Genomic DNA, 18217 nt, shown 5'->3' with positions numbered 1-18217 from the left:
CTCAGGCAGCAAAATCCCCGGCTCAGATCGTAGCGGCTGGGGCACGGAAGGCGCTGCCTAGTGTCAGTGATCAACCTCGGGCACGGGAGCGCCCGGCCGCCGCTCAAGCAGAGCCACTTGCGACTGCTTGTCCAAGTCCCCGACAAGCCACCCTCGTTAGTATGAAAATCTGATCACTATGGGGAATGAGCATGGTGACCGCCCGAGCTTCGAGGCCGGCGCAGTAACGGACAATCAGGATGGTACGGATCCCGCCAGGGAAGCCGAGGCCTCGGTGCAGTGGGTACTGCAGCCCAGAGGTGGGCCCAGTCTCCGTGGGCCTCGGAACTTCGACCGCTCGATACGGAAGGGCATCCGGCTCGCGGAGTATGAGCACGTCCTGGGCGAGGACGCCGTACCACTCAAGCGACTCTTTCCCGACGGGGTGGCGCAGCTGTGGGGCGCGACGCCTGTCAAGAAGGAAAGCCATCCCAAAGGCGCCGCGCTGCGGGGGCAGAAGGTCGGCGACGAGGTGTTGTTCTACGCCGAGAAGGAGTTCATCGCCAGTGCCCGCATTCTGAGGCTGCTCCGCAATCCCGAATTGGCCAGAGCTATCTGGGGACAGCTCGAGGACGGGCGGACCTGGGAACACATCATGGCTCTGGGCGATGTCGTGGAGTTCAAGATACCGGCGGCCCCCATCTTGAGCGCCCTTGCCCTGGGTAAGGAGGTGCGCTACCTCACACTGGTGCGGGCTGCGGAGCGGCGACGACACCTTGGGCTGCTGAACAGACTGGTGAGCGGGGACGTAACCGCCGTAGGCCGACCTACGAGCGGAGAGGCTGCTGTGTCGGCGGCAGTCAAGCTGGGGCGCGAGGGGCTCCTTCGTGCCCTCGGGACCTTGGACGCCGGCTTGCCGGAGGAGTCAAGTACGTACCACGGATCACTGACGTTGTTGTGGTCCATCAGCCGTCTCGTTTCGGGGCAGAGCCGCCTTGTGCCATGGCACGACTTCAAAGCCGAGATCGGTCCACTCCTGCTGGAGTTCGGAGGCTCTGGCATCGACGCGGCACCTGAGGACCCGTTTTGGCACCTACGGAGCAGCGGACTGTGGGAGGTGGAAGGAGCGGAGGAGGAGGGGCTCGACTCGGCATTGGCGGTGGCCTTGGCTGAGTCCGGAATTTCGGCAGGGCTTCGGCCCGAGGTGGCGAAGCTTCTGAAGCAGCCGCTCACCCGTGCTGAAGCGATCGGCCTGCTCTGCACCACCTACTTTCAGGATGCCGACCAGGGAGCCCTCCTGACGCGCCTCGGCCTGGCCGGATACGCCCATGCCAGCGGAAACGCAGGCGAGGATGCCGAGGGGCGAGACGGCGCGGATGAGACCACTGGGCGCGGAACGCGTCGACAGGTGAATTCATCGCGCCCCGATCGCGATCCCCGCCTCGTCGGGGAGATCAAGCTGCTCTATCAGCACGGGTGCCAGGTATGTGGAGTGCAGCTGGAGACACGTTTCGGTCATTACAGCGAGGCTGCACACATCCAAGGGCTGGGAACCCCACACGACGGACCGGACAGACTGTCCAACATGTTGTGTCTCTGCCCCAACCATCATGTCCAGTTCGACAGGCTCTTCCTCTTCATCGACGAGGAGTGGAAGGTGCGGCGGAGCAGAGACGGGGAACTCATCAGCTCTCTGATACGCCATCCCGAGCATGTCATCGACGAAGCGTGCGTCGAATACCACAGAGGGCTGTGCGGCCGTAGTAGCTACAGCCTCGGCTCGGCCTGACACTTCAAGCCGGAACTATGGATGGGTGCTTGGCTACGAAATCCCGGTCCGGCCGCCTCGCTCCAGTCCGCACCGTGCGAACGGCTGCTCCCGTTGGTCCGGAATGGGTCAATCGCAGTCGAGGGAACGGCTATTGCTGCATGTCCGTCCGAAGCCAGGGCTCACCACCAAGTTCCTCGGCGACGGAAGCAAACTGGTTCAGAGCGGCCTCCAGGTTCTCGACGATCTCCCTGGCGATCACTCCAGGGTGAGGGGCGCTGCGGGCGTCATCAAGAGTTGAGCCCTCCGCCCAGGTGAGGTCCAGGTTGAGATGGTCACGGGCGACCAGTTCGTCGTAGGGGAAGCACCTGAAGCGCTCTGTCTCGACCCTGTCCGTGTGAGATTTTCCCGGTAGGCAGGCTTCGACGAACTCGGCCAAATCAGCTTGTTGCAGCGGTTTCTGCTTGAGTGAAAACTGCATGTCAGTTCGCAAGTCGTAGACCCAGAGCTTGGAGGTGTTGGGCTTTCCTTCGATGCGTGGCCTCTTGTCGAAGAAGAGGACGTTCGCTTTGATGCCACTGGCGTAGAAGATTCCGGTGGGAAGTCGCAGAATCGTGTGCAGGTCGAAATCATCAAGCAGGCGACGGCGCAGCGTCAAACAACTGCCATTCTCGTACAGCACGTTGTCGGGGACGATGACAGCTGCGCGCCCATTCATCGCCATCAAGGACATTATGTGCTGAAGAAAGTTGATCTGTTTGTTAGTGGTGGTGATCCGGAAGTCGTTGCGCGGGTAGTGATCGTTCTCTTTCTCCACCACGCCGTTTCTGCCGAAGGACGTTATCGCAGACTTCTTGCCGAACGGCGGATGAGCGAGGACGAGGGAAGCGTGCCGACTCGGTTGTGTGAGGAGAGCGTCCCCCGTCGCGATGAGCGATTGTCCGGCGGCGGAACCCAGGCCGTGCAGCAGCATGTTCATCACAGCCAGGCGTGCGGTGTTCGGGACCAGTTCCTGTCCCCAGATTCTGCCCGACCCTAGTGCTTGGAATTCCTGCGGGGATAGTTCCTGCTTATGATGCTCGAGAATGTAGTGGTACGCGGCTATGAGGAAGCCACCGGTACCACAGGCAGGGTCTGTGATGGTGTCGGTCGGCCGTGGCTGTACCACATCCATTATTGCTTTGATGAGTGGGCGTGGAGTGAAGTACTGGCCCGCCCCGGTCTTGGTGTCTTCTGCGCTTCGGGAAAGCAGTACCTCGAATGCGTCACCATTGAAATCGGTGGCCCTTCCCATCCAGTCCACTGCGTCGACCAGATCGACGATCAATTTTCGGAGGAGATCGTCATTGGGGACGCGATTCTGGCTGCCTGCAAAGAGAGTGCCAACCGTAGTAGCAGGGGTCTCGTTGGCGAGTTCGGCGAGGACGGCACGGTACTGGTCTCCGATATCCGAACCCGTATTTTCCCTCAGGAAGTTCCAGTAGTATCCGGTTTGCGTGATGGCGGTGTGTGCTTTCTCCTCTGGGGTGGGCCCGAAGGAGATCTCATCAGCCATCTTGAGGAAAATGAGATACGTGAGCTGTTCGACGAACTCGGCGGTCGATAAACCGCTGTCACGGAGAACATTGCAATATTCCCAGAGCTTGGTGGCCAGCGGGTTGACATTTTTGTTTGACTGGGTGGGGAATGCGCGTGTCAAAGTTCGAACTCCAGCTGAATGGCAGCGCGGGCGAGGGATGACGGTGATGAAAGATCCGACCTGCGGGGACGCCGACGCGTGGTCTGCCTCCTGCGTCCTTTCGCTTCTCCCTCGGCTCGGATGCGGGTGAGTTGTGCGCTGGCCGGCTCGTCGGCGGGATCCTGAAGAACGAGTTGGCCCTCGACGGCGCGAGTCAGGAGGGACTGTCTTAGATACTCCGACTGAAGCCGGAGTGGCTCCAGTGTCCCTGTCAGCTGATCAATCCGCTCAAGGTCAGATTTGATCGATTCGCCGATTCTAGCTTGTTCCTCATGGGATGGGATAGGGATTTGTATACTCATCAGACTCTGCTGAGTGATATTCCGCATCGACTCCAGGGTGCCGGTGGCCATACTTGAGATAACTCTACGGACATGGGGTGATGAAAGAATCTGGATGAGCCATGTCTTCTCTATTCCATCCTTCGGGACAAGCCGAAGGCTCTTGTCGCTGAGCAGCAGTCGTGGACGGCATGAACCTACAAGGACCGCAGCGCCTACGTGCGCCGCGGTGTTGGCGCGGCTGACTAATATGTCATTCTGCTTTATCTCGTCCTGCGGGTCGATGTTCGTGTCGGCCTGTACTGCCTTGTGTTCATCATTGTCGAAAATTCCTCGTGTCATAGCGCTGGCTTTGATTACGCCCCACTCGTTTTCTCCGGCGGGTCGGCGTTCGCAGGGGAGAAATCTCCCCGTCTCGATCCGTGCAATAACGTCGCTTAGGTTTCCCCATCTCCAGTGGCTGGAGGTCGCGGTGAATGGAGTGCCTCCCGAAATTGCAGTATCTCGGACCGCTGAGCGGAGCTTGTGTGCGAGTGAGATGCTTCTCTGAAGCCTGAATTGTCCAGCACTGAGGCGGGTAAGATGGGATTCCAGGACTTTGACGATGCGGCGCTGTTCTGCTATCGGCGGCAAGGGTATGCGGATATCTGCCAAGATGTCATGGCTGATCGTATAGGCGCGGTGTGCGGTGGTGCGCGCATATTCCTCGATTTGGGAGCGGACGAGCGGGGACTCCCATATGTTCGCCAGGTATTCGGGTGTCATAACCTCTGGATGTGGTCTGACGCGAATCATGTTACTGGGAAAGGCTACTGGAGAGTCCACATTCCGTGCGAGCGCTCCCCGTCCAACTAGCTTGAGAGAACCGTTCGTGCGACATACGAGAAAGTCTCCATCGGATACGAGGAACGACATAGCTTGCGCCTGCGTCCATGCCCCATTCTTCTGTTCGGATAAATCCACTCCCTCCCTTGTGATCGCCGTAAGGCGGAGAAAGGGGAATCCGTTAGCCGCAGTCTTTACGGATCGGCCGTTGAGGAGCGGTTCGCTGAGTACATCCGCCAAGCGAGCGTACGCCCATCCTGTCGGAAGTTCCCTCTCGCTCATGATGATTCTCCATTCAGCCCAGGAAGAAGTGGCGCACACGTTGCTTTCAGTGCTCTGAATACGCACGCCCCCGGAACCTGTCACTCAGAGTGCTGCATTTTTTCACCAGTCGACAGAGTGTTACATGCGTGGCTGGGTGGAACCGGAATGCAGTCGCCTGCAATACATGGCTGTGCTGCGGCCGCCGCTGCCGTACTCCTCGCGATGCGGCTGCGCAGGAGAATTCTGCGATGCGATTTGTCCACAATGTCACTAGCAGGTAGGGTGCGGATGACGATCATGCGCCACCAGGTCTACCAGAAGTCCCCGACGCTGCGATTATCGCCTCGGCCGTAATCATGGCCAGGGCCTGCTCGCGGCACCAGCAGTCCACGGCATCCTCCGCGTTCCCGGCGCGGAGGTCAGGGAACCCTGCGCGGGGTGCTCGGCGATGGCCACGGGCAGGGCGCCGTCGAGCGCACAGGCCCAGTAGGCGTGAAGAACTCGGTCAGGGGCAGCCCGCAGAGCACGATCGGGTCGCCTGCCGCTAACCGTCGACGCGCGGTGAGCGCGCGGCGTACCGTGCGTCGAGCAGTTCGGGATACGACCGGGAAGTCGTCGTCACGTCGGCGGCCACGGACGGCGGCTCCGCCGGCAGCCGACCGGGCGGCGCTCGCCAGCGCCGGCGTCGACAGGATTGTCCTCGGTGTGTTCGGGTTCAGGCCGCGCCAGATGCGGTCATGGTATTCGGATCATTGCGGTGCCGAGGCCAGCGACCTCTCCCGCACCCGCTCCAAATGCCCCCCGAACATCTCCCTCGCCTGAGGCGTAAGCGCCCGCAACGCCAACAGCGCCGTGATGACGACGTCGCACAACTCCGCCTCCACGTCCTCCCACGTGTGTGTGACGCCCTTGCGCGGGTTCTGCCCCGTCGCCCCGATCACCGCCTGCGAGACCTCGCCCACTTCCTCGGAGAGTTTCAGGATGCGCAGGAGGAGGCCCTCGCGACCCTCGACGGGGCAGTTCGTGTCGAGCCACTCGTACAAGTCGTCGATGGTGGACCAGAGTTCAGGGGCGGGGGACTGTTCGTTCATGAGGGCGCAGCCTGCCATGGGGGACTGACAACGCCCCGCGTCCCGGCCCCCGCCCCCTACTCCATGTACTCCTCCTCGAACAACGCCTCCTGCTCGCCCTCCTTCGCCTTCCGCAGGCGCCTCGCCCGGGACCCCACCACCACCGCCGTGCCCGCCGCCGTCGCCGCGAAGGCCACCGGGATCATCCAGCCGCGGTTCACCGCGTGGCCGAGCAGGTGGTCCAGGGAGAGGCGGCCCGGGCCGGTGACGGCCAGGCCCGCTGCCGTCAGGCCGAGCGTCGCCGCGTACTCGTAGCCGCCGCCCTGGTTGAAGAAGCCGTTCGGGGCGTGTACCGCTGCCGCCCCCGCCATCGCGCCGGCCGCCGCCGCGCCCGCGGCCGGGGTGGCCAGGCCCAGGGCCAGCAGTGTGCCGCCGCCGGTCTCCGCGAGGCCCGCCGCCGTCGCGCTCGCCTTGCCGGGGACGTAGCCGACGGACTCCATGAACTGGCCGGTCCCCTCGATACCGTGCCCGCCGAACCAGCCGAACAGCTTCTGCGCGCCATGGGCGGCCAGCGCACCGCCCGTCCCCAGCCGGAGCAGCAGCAGGCCCAGATCACGTCGGTCGTTACGCCTCACATCGACTCCCGGAGCAGACAGCAGGAACAGAGAGCAGGAACAGGCAGCAGGAACAGAGAGCAGGAACAGGCAGCAGGAACAGGCAGCAGGAACAGAGGAACGCCTGCCTCCCTTGCGTTTCCACCGTCGCACCCCTCACACCCCCCGACACCCCGCGGACCCGTCCGGGACGCCGTTCGGGTGGCACGGGTGGCGGGCGGGGGTGGCCGGTACGAGGCTGGCTCGCATGACGATTCAGACCACGCGCCTGAGCGATCCGGCCGTCCGGGCCTTCGTAGCCGCCGTGAACAACCACGACCGCGAGAGCTTCATGGCGCTCCTCGCGCCGGGCGCGACCATGACGGACGACGGTTCCGTCCGGGACCTCGACGACTGGGTGGACCGGGAGATCTTCTCCTCGCACGGCCACATGGAGGTCGACAACGAGTCCAACGGCGGCCGTTCCCTCCTCGTCCGGTACAGCAACGACACCTGGGGCGAGATGCGCACCCGGTGGAGCTTCACCGTGGACGACGACGGCAGGATCACGCGCTTCGAGACCGGGCAGGCCTGAAGCGCCGACCCCGCAGGCCTTGTGCTCGTGTGCGCTCCAACTCCTAGCCTCTCCGGCATGGAGACCACACGACCGCTCGGACGCAGCGGCATCGAGGTGAGCACACTCGGCTTCGGGTGCTGGGCGATCGGCGGGGAATGGCAGGCCGCAGACGGGCAGCCGCTCGGTTGGGGGAAGGTCGACGACGAGGAGTCCGTGCGGGCGGTGCGGCGCGCCCTCGACCTGGGTGTCACCTTCTTCGACACGGCCGACACCTATGGGGCAGGGCACAGCGAACGCGTGCTGGGCCGGGCCCTCGGCAAGCGCCGGGCCGATGCGGTCGTCGCCACCAAGTGGGGCAACGTGTTCGACGAGGAGAGCCGCACTCTCACCGGGAGCGACGACTCCCCGGCCTATCTGCGCCGCGCCCTGACCGCGTCCCTGGACCGGCTCGGCACCGACTACGTCGACCTCTACCAGCTCCATCTCTCCGACGCCGGTCCCGAGCAGGCCGCCCCGCTCCGGGAGGCGTGCGAGGAACTGGTCCGCGAGGGGCTGATACGGGCCTACGCGTGGAGCACCGACGACCCCGAACGCGCTGCCGTGTTCGCCGAGGGCCCGCACTGCGCCGCCGTCCAGCACGCCCTCAACGTCCTGAACGACGCGCCCGCGATGCTCCGGCTGTGTGAGGAGGCGGACCTCGCGAGCATCAACCGCAGCCCGCTGGCCATGGGGCTGCTCACCGGCAAGCGCCGGGACGGGCAGGCGTTGGAGGCGGGGGACATCCGCAGCAGGCCCCCGGCGTGGCTACAGGGCTTCGGTGACGGGTCCGGCGCCGACCCGGAGTGGCTCGCCCGCGTCGACGCCCTCAGGGATGTCCTCACCAGCGAGGGCCGCACACTCGCCCAGGGCGCCCTGGCCTGGCTGTGGGCACGCAGCGCACACACGGTGCCCATCCCCGGCTTCCGGTCGGTCGCCCAGGCGGAGGAGAACGCGGGGGCGATGGAGAAAGGGGCTCTGACCGGCGCGCAGCTCGCCGAGGTCGACCGGTTGCTCGGGCGGTGACCCTCGGGAACCTCGGTCGGCCGGCCGGTCCTTGATGTGTGCGGCAGCCGTTCCACGCGCACCGGTGCGTACTCCGCGGTCCCTCGCGGAATCCACCCCCACCCGGTGCGGTGGAACGACTGCCGCCTCCCCCCCCGGATGTGGCCGACGGAAGCGATCTGCTCCAACTGTGAAGCTTTGGTGTAGGAGAGTTGAGCATAGGTCCCCTACCGGCCGCAATGGTGCGGACGTCGCTATTCCGTTTGTGCAGGTTGACGAGTTGACGAACTCCGTCGCGCGCTCAGCCGCGTCCGACGTACGGCATCGCCGTCGCCAGTACGGTCGCGAACTGCACGTTCGCCTCCAGCGGCAGCTCTGCCATGTGCCGTACCGTGCGGGCCACGTCCGCGACGTCCATCACGGGTTCCGGGGCGACTTCCCCGTTTGCCTGGAGTGCTCCCGTCTGCATACGGGACGTCATGTCGGTGGCGGCGTTGCCGACGTCGATCTGTCCGACGGCGATTCCGTACGGCCGCCCGTCCAGGGAGAGGGACTTCGTCAGGCCGGTCAGCGCGTGCTTGGTCGCCGTGTAGGCCACCGACAGCGGGCGGGGCGTGTGCGCGGAGATGGAGCCGTTGTTGATGATCCGGCCGCCCTGCGGGTCCTGCGCCTTCATCTGCCGGTACGCCGCCTGTGCGCACAGGAACGCCCCGTTGAGGTTGGTGTCCACCACGTGCCGCCAGGCCTCGTAGGGCAGTTCCTCGACCGGGACGCCGCCGGGGCCGAACGTGCCGGCGTTGTTGAACAGCAGGTCGACCCGGCCGAAGCGCTCGACGGTCGCCGCGAACAGGGCGTTCACGTCCTCGGGGCGTGAGACGTCCGTCCGTACCGCCACAGACGCGGCCCCGGGCGCCAGGGCCGCCGTCTCCTCCAGTGTCTCCGCGCGCCGGCCCGCCAGCGCCACCGACCAGCCCGTGCGCAGCAGTTCCACGGCCACCGCCCGGCCGATGCCGGAACCCGCCCCGGTCACCACCGCGATCGCATTCTCCTTGGCATTCATGGCCCCGCAGCGTACGGGGAGCTCCCCGGTGGCCCAAGCAGGCCCGGTTGCCCAGGCGGCCCAGGCGTGCCCGGTGGCCCAGGCCGGTGGCCCAGGCGGCCCAGGTGTCCCAGGCGGCCTAAGCGGGCCCGGTGTCCCAGGCGGCCCAGGCGGGCCCGGTGTCCCCGGCGGGGCGAGGGTGTCAGGCGGGACGAGGGCGTCAGGCGGGCGTCAGTTCCGGCTCGCCCGTCTCGTCGGGGTAGCGGACACCGACGCGGTCGCGGATCGCGTCGAGCGTCCGCATCACGGCGAGCGTGCCGTCCAGCGGCACCAGCGGGGACTCCGTCTCGCCGGCGCGCACCGCCCGCATGACCTCCAGCGCCTCGTGGCGCATGCTGTTGCGCGGGCCGTCCGCCGGGTCGGCCGTGAACTCCTCGGCGTCACGGCCGTCCCGGTGCAGGACGAAACGGTCCGGGAAGAAGAATCCGTGCGGGATGTCGATCCGGCCCTGGGAGCCGGTGACCGACGCGGAGGTCGCCGTACCGCCCACGATGGAGCAGTGCACCGAGCCGAGCGCGCCGCTGTCGAAGGAGAGCACCGCCGCCGTCTGGAGGTCGACGCCCTCCTCGGAGAGCACCGCCCGCGCCACGACGTCCGACGGCTCCCCGAGCAGCAGCTGCGCGAACGACACCGGATACACGCCCAGATCGAGCAGCGCGCCGCCGCCCAGCTCCCGATTGCGCAGCCGGTGCGAGGGCGGGAACGGGCCGGCCAGCCCGAAGTCGGCCTGGACACTGCGCACCTCGCCGATCACCCCGTCGTCGACGAGCGCCTTGAGCCGCCGTACCAGCGGATTGCAGTACATCCACATCGCCTCCATCAGGAAGCGGTCGTGCTCCCGCGCCAGCGCGACGAGTTCCTCCGCCTCGCGCACGTTCAGCGTGAAGGGCTTCTCGCACAGCACGTGCCGCCCGGCCGCGAGACACAGCCCGGCGGCGGTCCGGTGCGCCGTGTGCGGGGTGGCGACGTAGACGACATCGATGTCGTCGTCCTGCGCGAGGGCGTTCCAGTCGCCGTAGGCCCGGGGGATCCCGAACCGCTCCGCGAACGTCTTCGCCGACGCCTGAGACCGCGACGCCACCGCCACGACCTCCGCGTCCGGCAGGTCGATCAGATCCGCGGTGAACGCGCCCGCTATCCCGCCGGTCGCCAGGATCCCCCACCGCACCGTGTCCGCCGTCATTGCCGCCCCGCCTCCACCTCGTGACCCCGAGCACTGCGTACGAGCTGAGAGCATAGGTGGCGATCGACGCGCAGAGGGAGGGACTCATGCCCGAGGGCGGGGCGTTTATATCGAAGACCGCGCAGGAGGCATCGAAGACCGCGCCAGAGGCATCGAAGACCGCGCCAGAGGCATCGGACACCGCGCAGGAGCCCGCGGCCGGGACGGAGCGGCCCGAGCTCACACCGCACCGCCGCACCGGGCTCCTGGTCACCTTCCTCCTCGGAAGCCTGACCGCCGTGCCGCCGCTGGCGATGGACATGTACCTCCCGTCCCTGCCTCAGGTCACCCGTTCCCTGCACGCGCCCGCCGCGACCGTGCAGCTCACCCTCACGGCCTGCCTGGCCGGCATGGCGCTCGGGCAGCTCGTGGTCGGGCCGATGAGCGACCGGTGGGGGCGCCGCCGTCCGCTGCTCGCCGGGCTCGCCGTCTTCGTCGTCGCCACCGTGCTGTGCGCGCTCGCCCCCACCGTCGAGCTGTTGGTGGCCTTCCGGCTGGCCCAGGGCCTCGCGGGCGCAGCCGCCATAGTGATCGCCCGGGCCGTCGTCCGCGACCTCTACGACGGCATGGCCATGGCCCGCTTCTTCTCCACCCTCATGCTGATCTCTGGGGTCGCCCCGGTCGTGGCGCCGCTGATCGGCGGGCAGGTCCTGCGCGTCACGGACTGGCGGGGTGTGTTCGCCGTCCTCACGGTCATCGGCGTGCTCATCGGGGTCCTGGTGTGGGCGCGGCTGCCCGAGACCCTGCCGCCCGCCGAGCGGCACAGCGGCGGCGTCGGCGAGGCCCTGCGCTCGATGCGGGGCCTGCTCGCGGACCGCTCCTTCGCCGGCTACACCCTCGCCGGCGGCTTCGCCTTCGCCTCCCTGTTCGCCTACATCTCGGCCTCCCCGTTCGTCATCCAGGAGATCTACGGCGCCTCCCCGCAGACGTTCAGCCTGCTGTTCGGCGTCAACTCCGTCGGACTGGTCCTCGTCGGCCAGATCAACGGCAAGATCCTGGTCGGCCGGGTCAGCCTCGACCGGGTGCTGGGCATCGGCCTCGCGATCGTCATCACCGCCGCGACCGCGCTGCTGCTGATGTCCTTGGGCGTCTTCGGCGAGGTCGGGCTCGTGCCCGTCGCCGCCGCGCTGTTCGTGCTGATGTCCGCGATGGGCATCACCCTGCCCAACACCCAGGCCCTCGCCCTGATGCGCACCAAGCACGCCGCCGGTTCGGCGTCGGCCCTGCTCGGCACCACCTCGTTCCTCATCGGCGCGATCGCCTCGCCGCTCGTCGGCGTCGCCGGGGAGGACACCGCCCTCCCGATGGCCGTCGTCCAACTGGCCGCCGCACTGGTGGCACTGGCCTGCTTCATGGGAATGTGCCGACCCTGGAAGAAGGAGAGCAGCCGCCCGAGCGTGGAGGGAGCAGTCAGCTGAGCGCACCCAGACTGCGCGACGGCACGCCGGAACGGGCCGGACTCGACCCCGCGGAGCTGCGTCACCTCGTCCGGGAGGTCCACGTCCTGACCACCGGGCAGCGCCCCTGGGCGCCCGGAGCGGTCCTGGTCGTCGGACGCGGCCCGGTGATCGCGGTGGAGGAGGCCGCGGGGTGGGCCGTGCGCTACGCCGCCTACGACCCCGAGGCCGACGCGGGGGTGGAACTGCCCCCCGAGGACCGGGTCCCGATGACCGTCGGTACGCCCTTCGACCTGGCGTCCCTGACCAAGCTGTTCACGTCCGTGGCCGCCGTGCAGCAGATCGAGCGCGGCACGCTCGGCATCGACGCGAGAGTCGGGGCGTACCTGCCCGACTTCACGGCGGCCGCCCGGCACGGCATCACCGTGCGGCAACTGCTCACCCACACGTCGGGGCTGCGGCCCGAACTGCCCCTTTACGACTACGCCGACGACGCGCAGCGGCTCGCCGCGCTCCAGGCGGAGTCGCCGGTCGGGGTACCGGGCACGTACCGCTACTCCGACCTCAACATGCTCCTCCTCCAGTACGTCCTGGAACGCGTCACCGGCCGCACCCTCGACGTCCTCGTCCACGACGGCATCACCCGGCCGCTGGGCATGACGGCGACGGACTTCGGGCCCTGCCCGGGCGCCGCGGCGACGGAGGACCAGCGGCGGCCGTGGGCCAAGGCGGACCGGGGAATGCTGCGGGGCGAGGTCCACGACGAGAACGCCTGGGCCCTCGGGGGCGTGGCCGGCCACGCGGGCCTGTTCTCCACCGGCCGGGACCTCGCGGTGTTCTGCCGCACCCTCCTCGCCGGCGGCTCCCACGGCCCGGCCCGCATCCTCGGCCCCGACTTCGTCGAGCTCCTCTTCACCCCGCCGGGCCTCGGCTTCTCCCTCGACCAGCCCTGGTTCATGGGCGACCTGGCGGGCCGTGGCGCGGCGGGCCACACGGGCTTCACCGGCACGTCCCTCGTCCTCGACCCGGCCACGGACACCTTCCTGATCCTCCTCACGAACGCGGTCCACCCACGCCGCCGCCACCCGGACAGCGCCCCGAGAGCGGCAGCGGCGTCACGGGTGGCGCGGGCGGTGCGGTGACCCTCCTCCGGTGAGGGGCGAGCCGGGGCGCCCGGTCGGGGAGTGGTGTCGTCGCCTCACGGCTTGGGCGGCGGACGCGTCTGCGTGGGGGCCGTCGCGTCGTCCCGCGGTGACCGGCCGGGCGGCCCGGGGGAGCCCGGCCTCTTCCCGGCCCGTCGTGCGCCGTGGTCCGGACGGTCGTGGAGGTTACGGCGGTCGCGGCGGCCGCGACGGTCAGGTTGCGGCGGACATGGCTTGGCCGCCGAGCCGAGCCGGGGCGGGCCGGTCTCGGACCCGGACCCGGTTCCGGTTCCGGTCTCGGTCCCGGTCCCGGTCCCGGTCCCGGTCCCGGACCTGGTCTCGGCCCCGGACCTGGTCCCGGTCCCGGTCTCGGCCCCGGTCCCGGTCCCGGACCTGGTCTCGGCCCCGGACCCGGTCCCGGCCCCGGTCCCGGCCCCGGCTCCGGTCCCAGACCGGTCTCGGCCCCGGCTCCGGGGCGGAGGCGGACGGTGGCGGCGCCGTCCGACGGTGGCCTGAAGCCCGGGCGCGGACCGCCGCCCTGGGTGAGCGCCGCGCCCGCCCCGGGCCGCCTCGTAGAATCGCCGGGTGAACGCCCCCGCACCCCCGGCCGAAAATCTCCGTGCCGCTCTTGCCGGTCTGCTCGACGGGCTGCCGCCCCGGCAGGCCTCGCAGGCGGTCGAGCGGCTGATCGCCAGCTACCGGGGGGCCCCCCCGACCGACGCACCCATCCTCCGGGACCGGGCCGACGTCGCCGCCTACGCCGCCTACCGGATGCCCGCGACCTTCGAGGCCGTACGCGCCGCGCTGGAGGCGTTCGCGGACGCCGTGCCCGCGTGGGTGCCGGGCGGGCACACCGACCTCGGTGGGGGCACGGGCGCCGCCGCCTGGGCCGTGAACGCGGTCTGGGGCGGGGAGCGGCCCGTCACCGTGCTCGACTGGGCCGAGCCCGCGCTCGCCCTGGGGCGGGAGATCGCCGCGGCCAACCCGGAACTGCGGGACGTACGCTGGCAGCGCTCCCGGATCGGAGCGGCGCTCACCCTCGACAGCACGGACCTCGTCACCGTCTCCTACGTCCTCAACGAGCTGACCGCCGCCGACCGCACGGCCCTCGTCGACGCCGCCGCGGCCGCCGCACAGGCCGTCGTGATCGTCGAGCCCGGCACCCCCGACGGCTACGCCCGCCTCATCGAGGCCCGCGACCGGCTGATCACGGCCGGCTTCCGCATCGCCGCCCCCTGCCCGCACAGTGCCGCCTGCCCCATCGCGCCCGGCACGGACTGGTGCCACTTCTCCGCCCGGGTCAGCCGCTCCTCCCTGCACCGCCAGGTCAAGGGCGGCTCCCTCGCCTACGAGGACGAGAAGTTCGCCTACGTCGCCGCCGCCCGTTTCCCCGTCGAACCGGCTGCCAACCGGGTCGTCCGGCGCCCCCAGATCCGCAAGGGCCAGGTCCTCCTCGACCTGTGCGAAAGCGAACCGTCCCTGCGCCGCGCCACCGTCACCAAGCGCCACGGCGACCTGTACAAGGCCGCACGCGACGCCGACTGGGGAGACGCCTGGCCGCCCTCCTGAGCTGCTGTCAGGTACGCATGACAATCAACTCGCGTCGTGGCAGGGCACCGAGGGCTGCGACATCAAGGGCGTCGACGGCGGCTCGTACAAGAACACCTGCGGGATCGACAGCTACCACCACTGGCGCGAGGTCAACTACCGCGGCACCGTCGGCTACGTGCCCAACGTGTGCGTGAAGTACTCCTGACCCGTCCAGCGGACCAGCGTGTCCTCGGCCGACGCCCGGTCGGCGGGGGAGAGGTCCGCGAGGTCGGCCCCGTGATTCCCGCCCGGCACCCACAGCACCCGTGAGTCCGGGCCCCCGGGGTGGAAGTGCTCGGCCACCGACGGGTCCTGGGTGCCGTTGACGAACAGCAGCCGGCTGCCGCGCCGCCGGACCCAGCGGTCGACGTCGGGCATGGCGGCCCGGTCGAAGCGCAGGGGGACGTCCCGGGGGACGAAACTGCGCGGCTCGGTGGCGCCCGGGTGGCGGAGCAGGTCGGCGAGGTGCGCGGTGGGGAAGCTGCCGTAACCGAGCTGGGTGCCGATCTGGTACCAGTACGGGATGTAGTTCCGGGCGGTCGTGTCGGCGTACAGCGCCAGGCCCGCCGTGTCGTCCAGCCAGGTGTACAGCTCGCCGTCCGTCGCCCCGGGGCCGGGGATCGCCGCGACGTCGGCCGGGGTGCCGCGCTGCCAGAACATGAACGGCGCACGCAGGACGGCGATTTCGAGTGCCCTGTCGGCGCTGCCGACCAGCCGGAAGGTGTCGCCGCCGGCGGCCGCCCAGGCCTCGTAGCGGGCGGCCATCACGGTCCGGCGCAGCAGGATCGCCCGCTGGGCCGCCTGCAGGGCCTCCCGGGCGGCGGGGGTGCCGACCGTCTCCAGGAAGCGGAGGTACGCGGAGTCGTCGCGGTCGTCGGCGTTGTTCGGGGCCGAGTAGACCACCGTGCCGTTCACGTCATGGGGATGGAAACGGCGGTGGTAGACGCTCGCCATGCCACCCTTGCTGCCGCCGGTGGAGATCCACGCGCCGGGGTAGAGCCGGCGGAAGAGCCGCACGACGCGGTGGTGGTCGTCGGCGGCCTGGCGGATCGTGAGGTGGGCGTAGCCGGGGCCCGCGGGGCGTGAGGTGCCGAAATAGCGGTGTTCGACCTGGAGTTGGTTGGCGCCGAGCAGCACGGCCGGTTCGGTCCGCCGGGGGATGAGGACCGCGTGGTAGCCCGTGCTGAACAGCACGGTGGGGCGGTCGGCGGCGGTGTGGAGCAGGGTGAGGCGCTGCTCGAAGGTGCCCGCGGCGGGGTTCGTGTGGTCGGCCGGCTGGCGCAGGCCCAGGACGAAGTGCCGGTACCCCGGTTCGGCGTCCTGCCGCTCCTCGATCAGACGCAGTCCGGGCAGGGCCCTCAAGGCTTCGGCCACGTCGGCGTCCCCGGTGCGGGCCGTCGCTGCCGCCGCCCGTGCGGGCCGGGCCGTCGCGGTGGCGAGGCCCGCCGCCGGGAGGGCCGTAGCCGCTGCCGAGGTGAGCAGCCGTCGTCTGGTCCATGCGGTCATGAGCCGAGTCCTCCCGGGTGTCTGTGCGGCGGTGTGCGCCGGTCGCGGGCCGCGACCGCCTCAGTACATCCGCCGGACGTCCCGGGGGGATCCCGCGCGCGGGGGCCCGCCTCTCCCTCGCGCGGGGGAGGCTCACGACACCTCGCCGGCCGTGCCCTCCTCCTTTCCCTCCCGCTGCTGTCGCTTCTCCTGGAGCTTGCGCAGCAGTTCACGTTTCTGCGCCTGCGGGTCGATACCGCCGCCGATCCGGCCGGCCCGGCCGCCGCCGCGCAGCGCGTTGCGACCGAGGTTCCTGCGCGATCCCCCGACACCCAGCATGTTTCCGGCTCCGCCTCGGGTCATCCCCGACTCCCTCCGTGGGGTTCTTCGCAACGAGACGGTTCGTCTCGTGCTTACCGCTTCACTGTCCGCGAGACGCTCCGTCTTGTCAACCTGATAAATTCGATCCATGGCCGCCCAGAAATCCGCCCAGCCCGCCCCCGGCAAGCCCGCCCCCGACTCCACCCGGCGCAGCGAGAAGTCCCGCCGCGCCATCTACGACGCCGCCCTCGCACTCGTCGTCGAGGTGGGCTATCCGAAGACCACCATCGAGGGCATCGCCGCCCGCGCCGGTGTCGGCAAGCAGACGATCTACCGGTGGTGGTCGTCCAAGGCGGACGTCCTGATGGAGGCGTTCCTCGACCTGGCCGAGCAGGCCGTACCGGAGGCCGGGCCGGAGCCGTACGTCTTCCCGGACACCGGCGACCTCGCCGCCGACGTCAAGGGCGTCCTGCGCGCCACCGTCGACCAGATGCGCGACCCGAAATTCGATGTGCCGTCCCGCGCGCTGGCCGCCGAGGGCGTCGTCAACGAGCAGCTCGGGCGCGAGCTCGTCGCCAAGCTGATGCAGCCCTCACTCGACCTCTACATCGGCCGGCTGCGTGCCGCGCAGGAGGCCGGCCAGGTGCGGCCCGAGATCGAACCGCGCATCGCCCTGGAGTTCTTCATCTCCCCGCTCGCCCAGCGCTGGCTCCAGCACACCGGCCCGATCTCCTACGAGTACACCGACACCCTCGTCGACTACGCCCTTCACGGCCTGGCCCCGCGCTGAGCGGCCCGGGCCAGGCGCCCCGGGGCGTCCGTGATCACGCCGCCGCAGCCCAGCGCCAGCACCCGGTCCCGCTGCGCGTCCGTCAGCACGGTGTGCGCCCACACCCGGGCGATCCCCGAGTTCACCGCCCGCACCAGGTCCGCGTCCCGCGCCCGGTGGTCCACGTCCAGCAGGTCCACGAACGACCGCCAGCGCTCCGGCCGGTCCGTGCGCAACTGCTGCGCCGAGCGCCACAGCTGCGCGAGCAGCCCCAGGCGGTGAACGCGCCGGGCCACCTCCGGGTCGTTGGAGTTCACGAACACCGAGCGGGTCAGGCCGCGGGCCCGGATCAGCGCGGCCAGCCGGTCCAGGCTCCGCGGGTCCTTCGCCTCCAGCATCAGCACGATCCGCCCGCCGAAACGATCCAGCACCTCGGCGACCGTCGGCGGCCGCTCCGACCGCCAGCTCCCGGGGAGCCTGTCCTTCGGGCGCAGCCGTACGCCCTGCCACTCCCGGGCGTCCAGACCGCCCACCGCGCCGCCGAGGTAGGTGGTGCGGTTCAGGGTCTCGTCGTGGAACACCACCGGCGTGCCGTCGCGCAGCAGCCGCGTGTCGAAGTCCAGCACCTGCGCCGTCCCGCGCTCGTAGGCGGTCGTCAGCCCCGCCATGCTGTTCTCGGGGACCTCACGGGCGCCGCCGCGGTGCGCGACGTACGTGATCCGGGGCAGGGCCGCCACGGTCAGCGGACCCGCGCCCCACTCCAGCGGGGCCGGGGCACGGCCGCCGGGGCCTGTGAGGGTCAGTGAGACCACGGAAGCCACGGAGGCCAGACCCGTCAGCGCGATCCATGTGACCATGGCGACCACGGTAGGACGCCATGTCATGGCAAAGCGGGCAATGACACCCGATCATGGTGGGAAGCGGCGTTCGCCGCTTCTTCTCCCTTCGGGCGCCCGCTGTACGTTGCGTCCTTCCTGTCCTGGATGGTGGGCACTGGCCCCCCGGTGCGCGGGAAGATGGGACCATGAGGCATGCTGTTCCGCACGACGGCGAGGC

At 69.2% G+C, this 18217-nt stretch carries 16 protein-coding genes; 7 read left to right on the top strand and 9 right to left on the bottom strand.

Annotation, left to right across the window (positions count from 1 at the left end):
• The first annotated feature begins 178 nt into the window (after positions 1-178).
• Complete coding sequence (locus tag A4E84_RS40580; protein ID WP_237304893.1) at positions 179-1768, top strand: HNH endonuclease; 1590 nt, start codon at positions 179-181, stop codon at positions 1766-1768.
• Positions 1769-1898: 130 nt separating this feature from the next.
• Here the strand turns inward: A4E84_RS40580 and A4E84_RS11820 are convergent, their stop codons facing one another.
• The 4 genes from A4E84_RS11820 to A4E84_RS11810 all read right to left on the bottom strand — a co-directional run bounded on the left by A4E84_RS11820 (position 1899) and on the right by A4E84_RS11810 (position 6560).
• Positions 1899-3446 carry a class I SAM-dependent DNA methyltransferase gene (locus A4E84_RS11820; RefSeq protein WP_062926526.1) on the bottom strand — a complete coding sequence of 516 codons (1548 nt, stop codon included), beginning with the start codon at positions 3444-3446 and terminating at the stop codon, positions 1899-1901.
• Complete coding sequence (locus A4E84_RS40575) at positions 3443-4873, bottom strand: restriction endonuclease subunit S (RefSeq protein WP_079128946.1); 1431 nt, start codon at positions 4871-4873, stop codon at positions 3443-3445. The genes A4E84_RS11820 and A4E84_RS40575 overlap by 4 nt, the downstream gene beginning before the upstream one ends.
• A gap of 731 nt (positions 4874-5604) precedes the next feature.
• Positions 5605-5946, bottom strand: coding sequence for a MazG-like family protein (locus A4E84_RS11815; protein ID WP_062931408.1), 342 nt, complete (start codon positions 5944-5946; stop codon positions 5605-5607).
• A 56-nt stretch (positions 5947-6002) separates the two neighbouring features.
• The gene (locus tag A4E84_RS11810) at positions 6003-6560 is read right to left on the bottom strand and encodes a DoxX family protein (RefSeq protein WP_062926525.1); all 558 of its coding nucleotides are present in this window, start codon (positions 6558-6560) and stop codon (positions 6003-6005) included.
• A gap of 226 nt (positions 6561-6786) precedes the next feature.
• Here A4E84_RS11810 and A4E84_RS11805 point away from each other — a divergent pair, with 226 nt between their 5' ends.
• Together A4E84_RS11805 and A4E84_RS11800 are read left to right on the top strand one after the other, a co-directional pair.
• Positions 6787-7113, top strand: coding sequence for a hypothetical protein (locus A4E84_RS11805; RefSeq protein ID WP_062926524.1), 327 nt, complete (start codon positions 6787-6789; stop codon positions 7111-7113).
• A gap of 57 nt (positions 7114-7170) precedes the next feature.
• Positions 7171-8157, top strand: coding sequence for an aldo/keto reductase (locus A4E84_RS11800; RefSeq protein ID WP_062926523.1), 987 nt, complete (start codon positions 7171-7173; stop codon positions 8155-8157).
• A gap of 280 nt (positions 8158-8437) precedes the next feature.
• Here the strand turns inward: A4E84_RS11800 and A4E84_RS11795 are convergent, their stop codons facing one another.
• Positions 8438-9196, bottom strand: coding sequence for an SDR family oxidoreductase (locus tag A4E84_RS11795; RefSeq protein WP_062926522.1), 759 nt, complete (start codon positions 9194-9196; stop codon positions 8438-8440).
• A 199-nt stretch (positions 9197-9395) separates the two neighbouring features.
• Positions 9396-10418, bottom strand: a complete 1023-nt coding sequence (locus tag A4E84_RS11790; RefSeq protein WP_062926521.1) for a Gfo/Idh/MocA family protein — start codon at positions 10416-10418, stop codon at positions 9396-9398.
• Positions 10419-10504: 86 nt separating this feature from the next.
• On the opposite strand from A4E84_RS11790, the gene A4E84_RS11785 reads away from it, so the two are divergent.
• From A4E84_RS11785 to A4E84_RS11770, 3 genes are all read left to right on the top strand, one after another.
• Complete coding sequence (locus tag A4E84_RS11785; protein WP_062931407.1) at positions 10505-11875, top strand: multidrug effflux MFS transporter; 1371 nt, start codon at positions 10505-10507, stop codon at positions 11873-11875.
• A complete protein-coding gene (locus A4E84_RS11780; protein ID WP_062926520.1) occupies positions 11818-12996 on the top strand; it encodes a serine hydrolase domain-containing protein in 1179 nt (392 codons plus the stop codon). Before A4E84_RS11785 ends, A4E84_RS11780 begins: the two co-directional genes overlap by 58 nt.
• A 585-nt stretch (positions 12997-13581) precedes the next feature.
• The gene (locus A4E84_RS11770; RefSeq protein ID WP_062926518.1) at positions 13582-14565 is read left to right on the top strand and encodes a small ribosomal subunit Rsm22 family protein; all 984 of its coding nucleotides are present in this window, start codon (positions 13582-13584) and stop codon (positions 14563-14565) included.
• A gap of 153 nt (positions 14566-14718) precedes the next feature.
• On the opposite strand, the gene A4E84_RS11765 is transcribed toward A4E84_RS11770, so the two are convergent.
• On the bottom strand, positions 14719-16092 hold the full coding sequence (locus tag A4E84_RS11765) for a S28 family serine protease (RefSeq protein ID WP_062926517.1): 1374 nt from the start codon (positions 16090-16092) through the stop codon (positions 14719-14721).
• 132 nt (positions 16093-16224) lie between these two features.
• Entirely contained in the window at positions 16225-16434 is a 210-nt protein-coding gene (locus A4E84_RS11760; protein WP_174569420.1) for a DUF6243 family protein, read from the bottom strand.
• A gap of 106 nt (positions 16435-16540) precedes the next feature.
• Here A4E84_RS11760 and A4E84_RS11755 point away from each other — a divergent pair, with 106 nt between their 5' ends.
• Entirely contained in the window at positions 16541-17182 is a 642-nt protein-coding gene (locus A4E84_RS11755; RefSeq protein WP_062926516.1) for a TetR/AcrR family transcriptional regulator, read from the top strand.
• Here A4E84_RS11755 and A4E84_RS11750 read toward each other — a convergent pair.
• Complete coding sequence (locus A4E84_RS11750) at positions 17161-18018, bottom strand: glycerophosphodiester phosphodiesterase (protein ID WP_062931405.1); 858 nt, start codon at positions 18016-18018, stop codon at positions 17161-17163. The two genes, A4E84_RS11755 and A4E84_RS11750, sit on opposite strands and share 22 nt — an antisense overlap.
• Positions 18019-18217 lie beyond the last annotated feature (199 nt).

This window comes from Streptomyces qaidamensis (genome assembly GCF_001611795.1).
Lineage (GTDB): Bacteria > Actinomycetota > Actinomycetes > Streptomycetales > Streptomycetaceae > Streptomyces > Streptomyces qaidamensis.
Note: the sequence above shows the minus strand (reverse complement) of the source record. Positions and strands in the feature narration are given on the sequence as shown.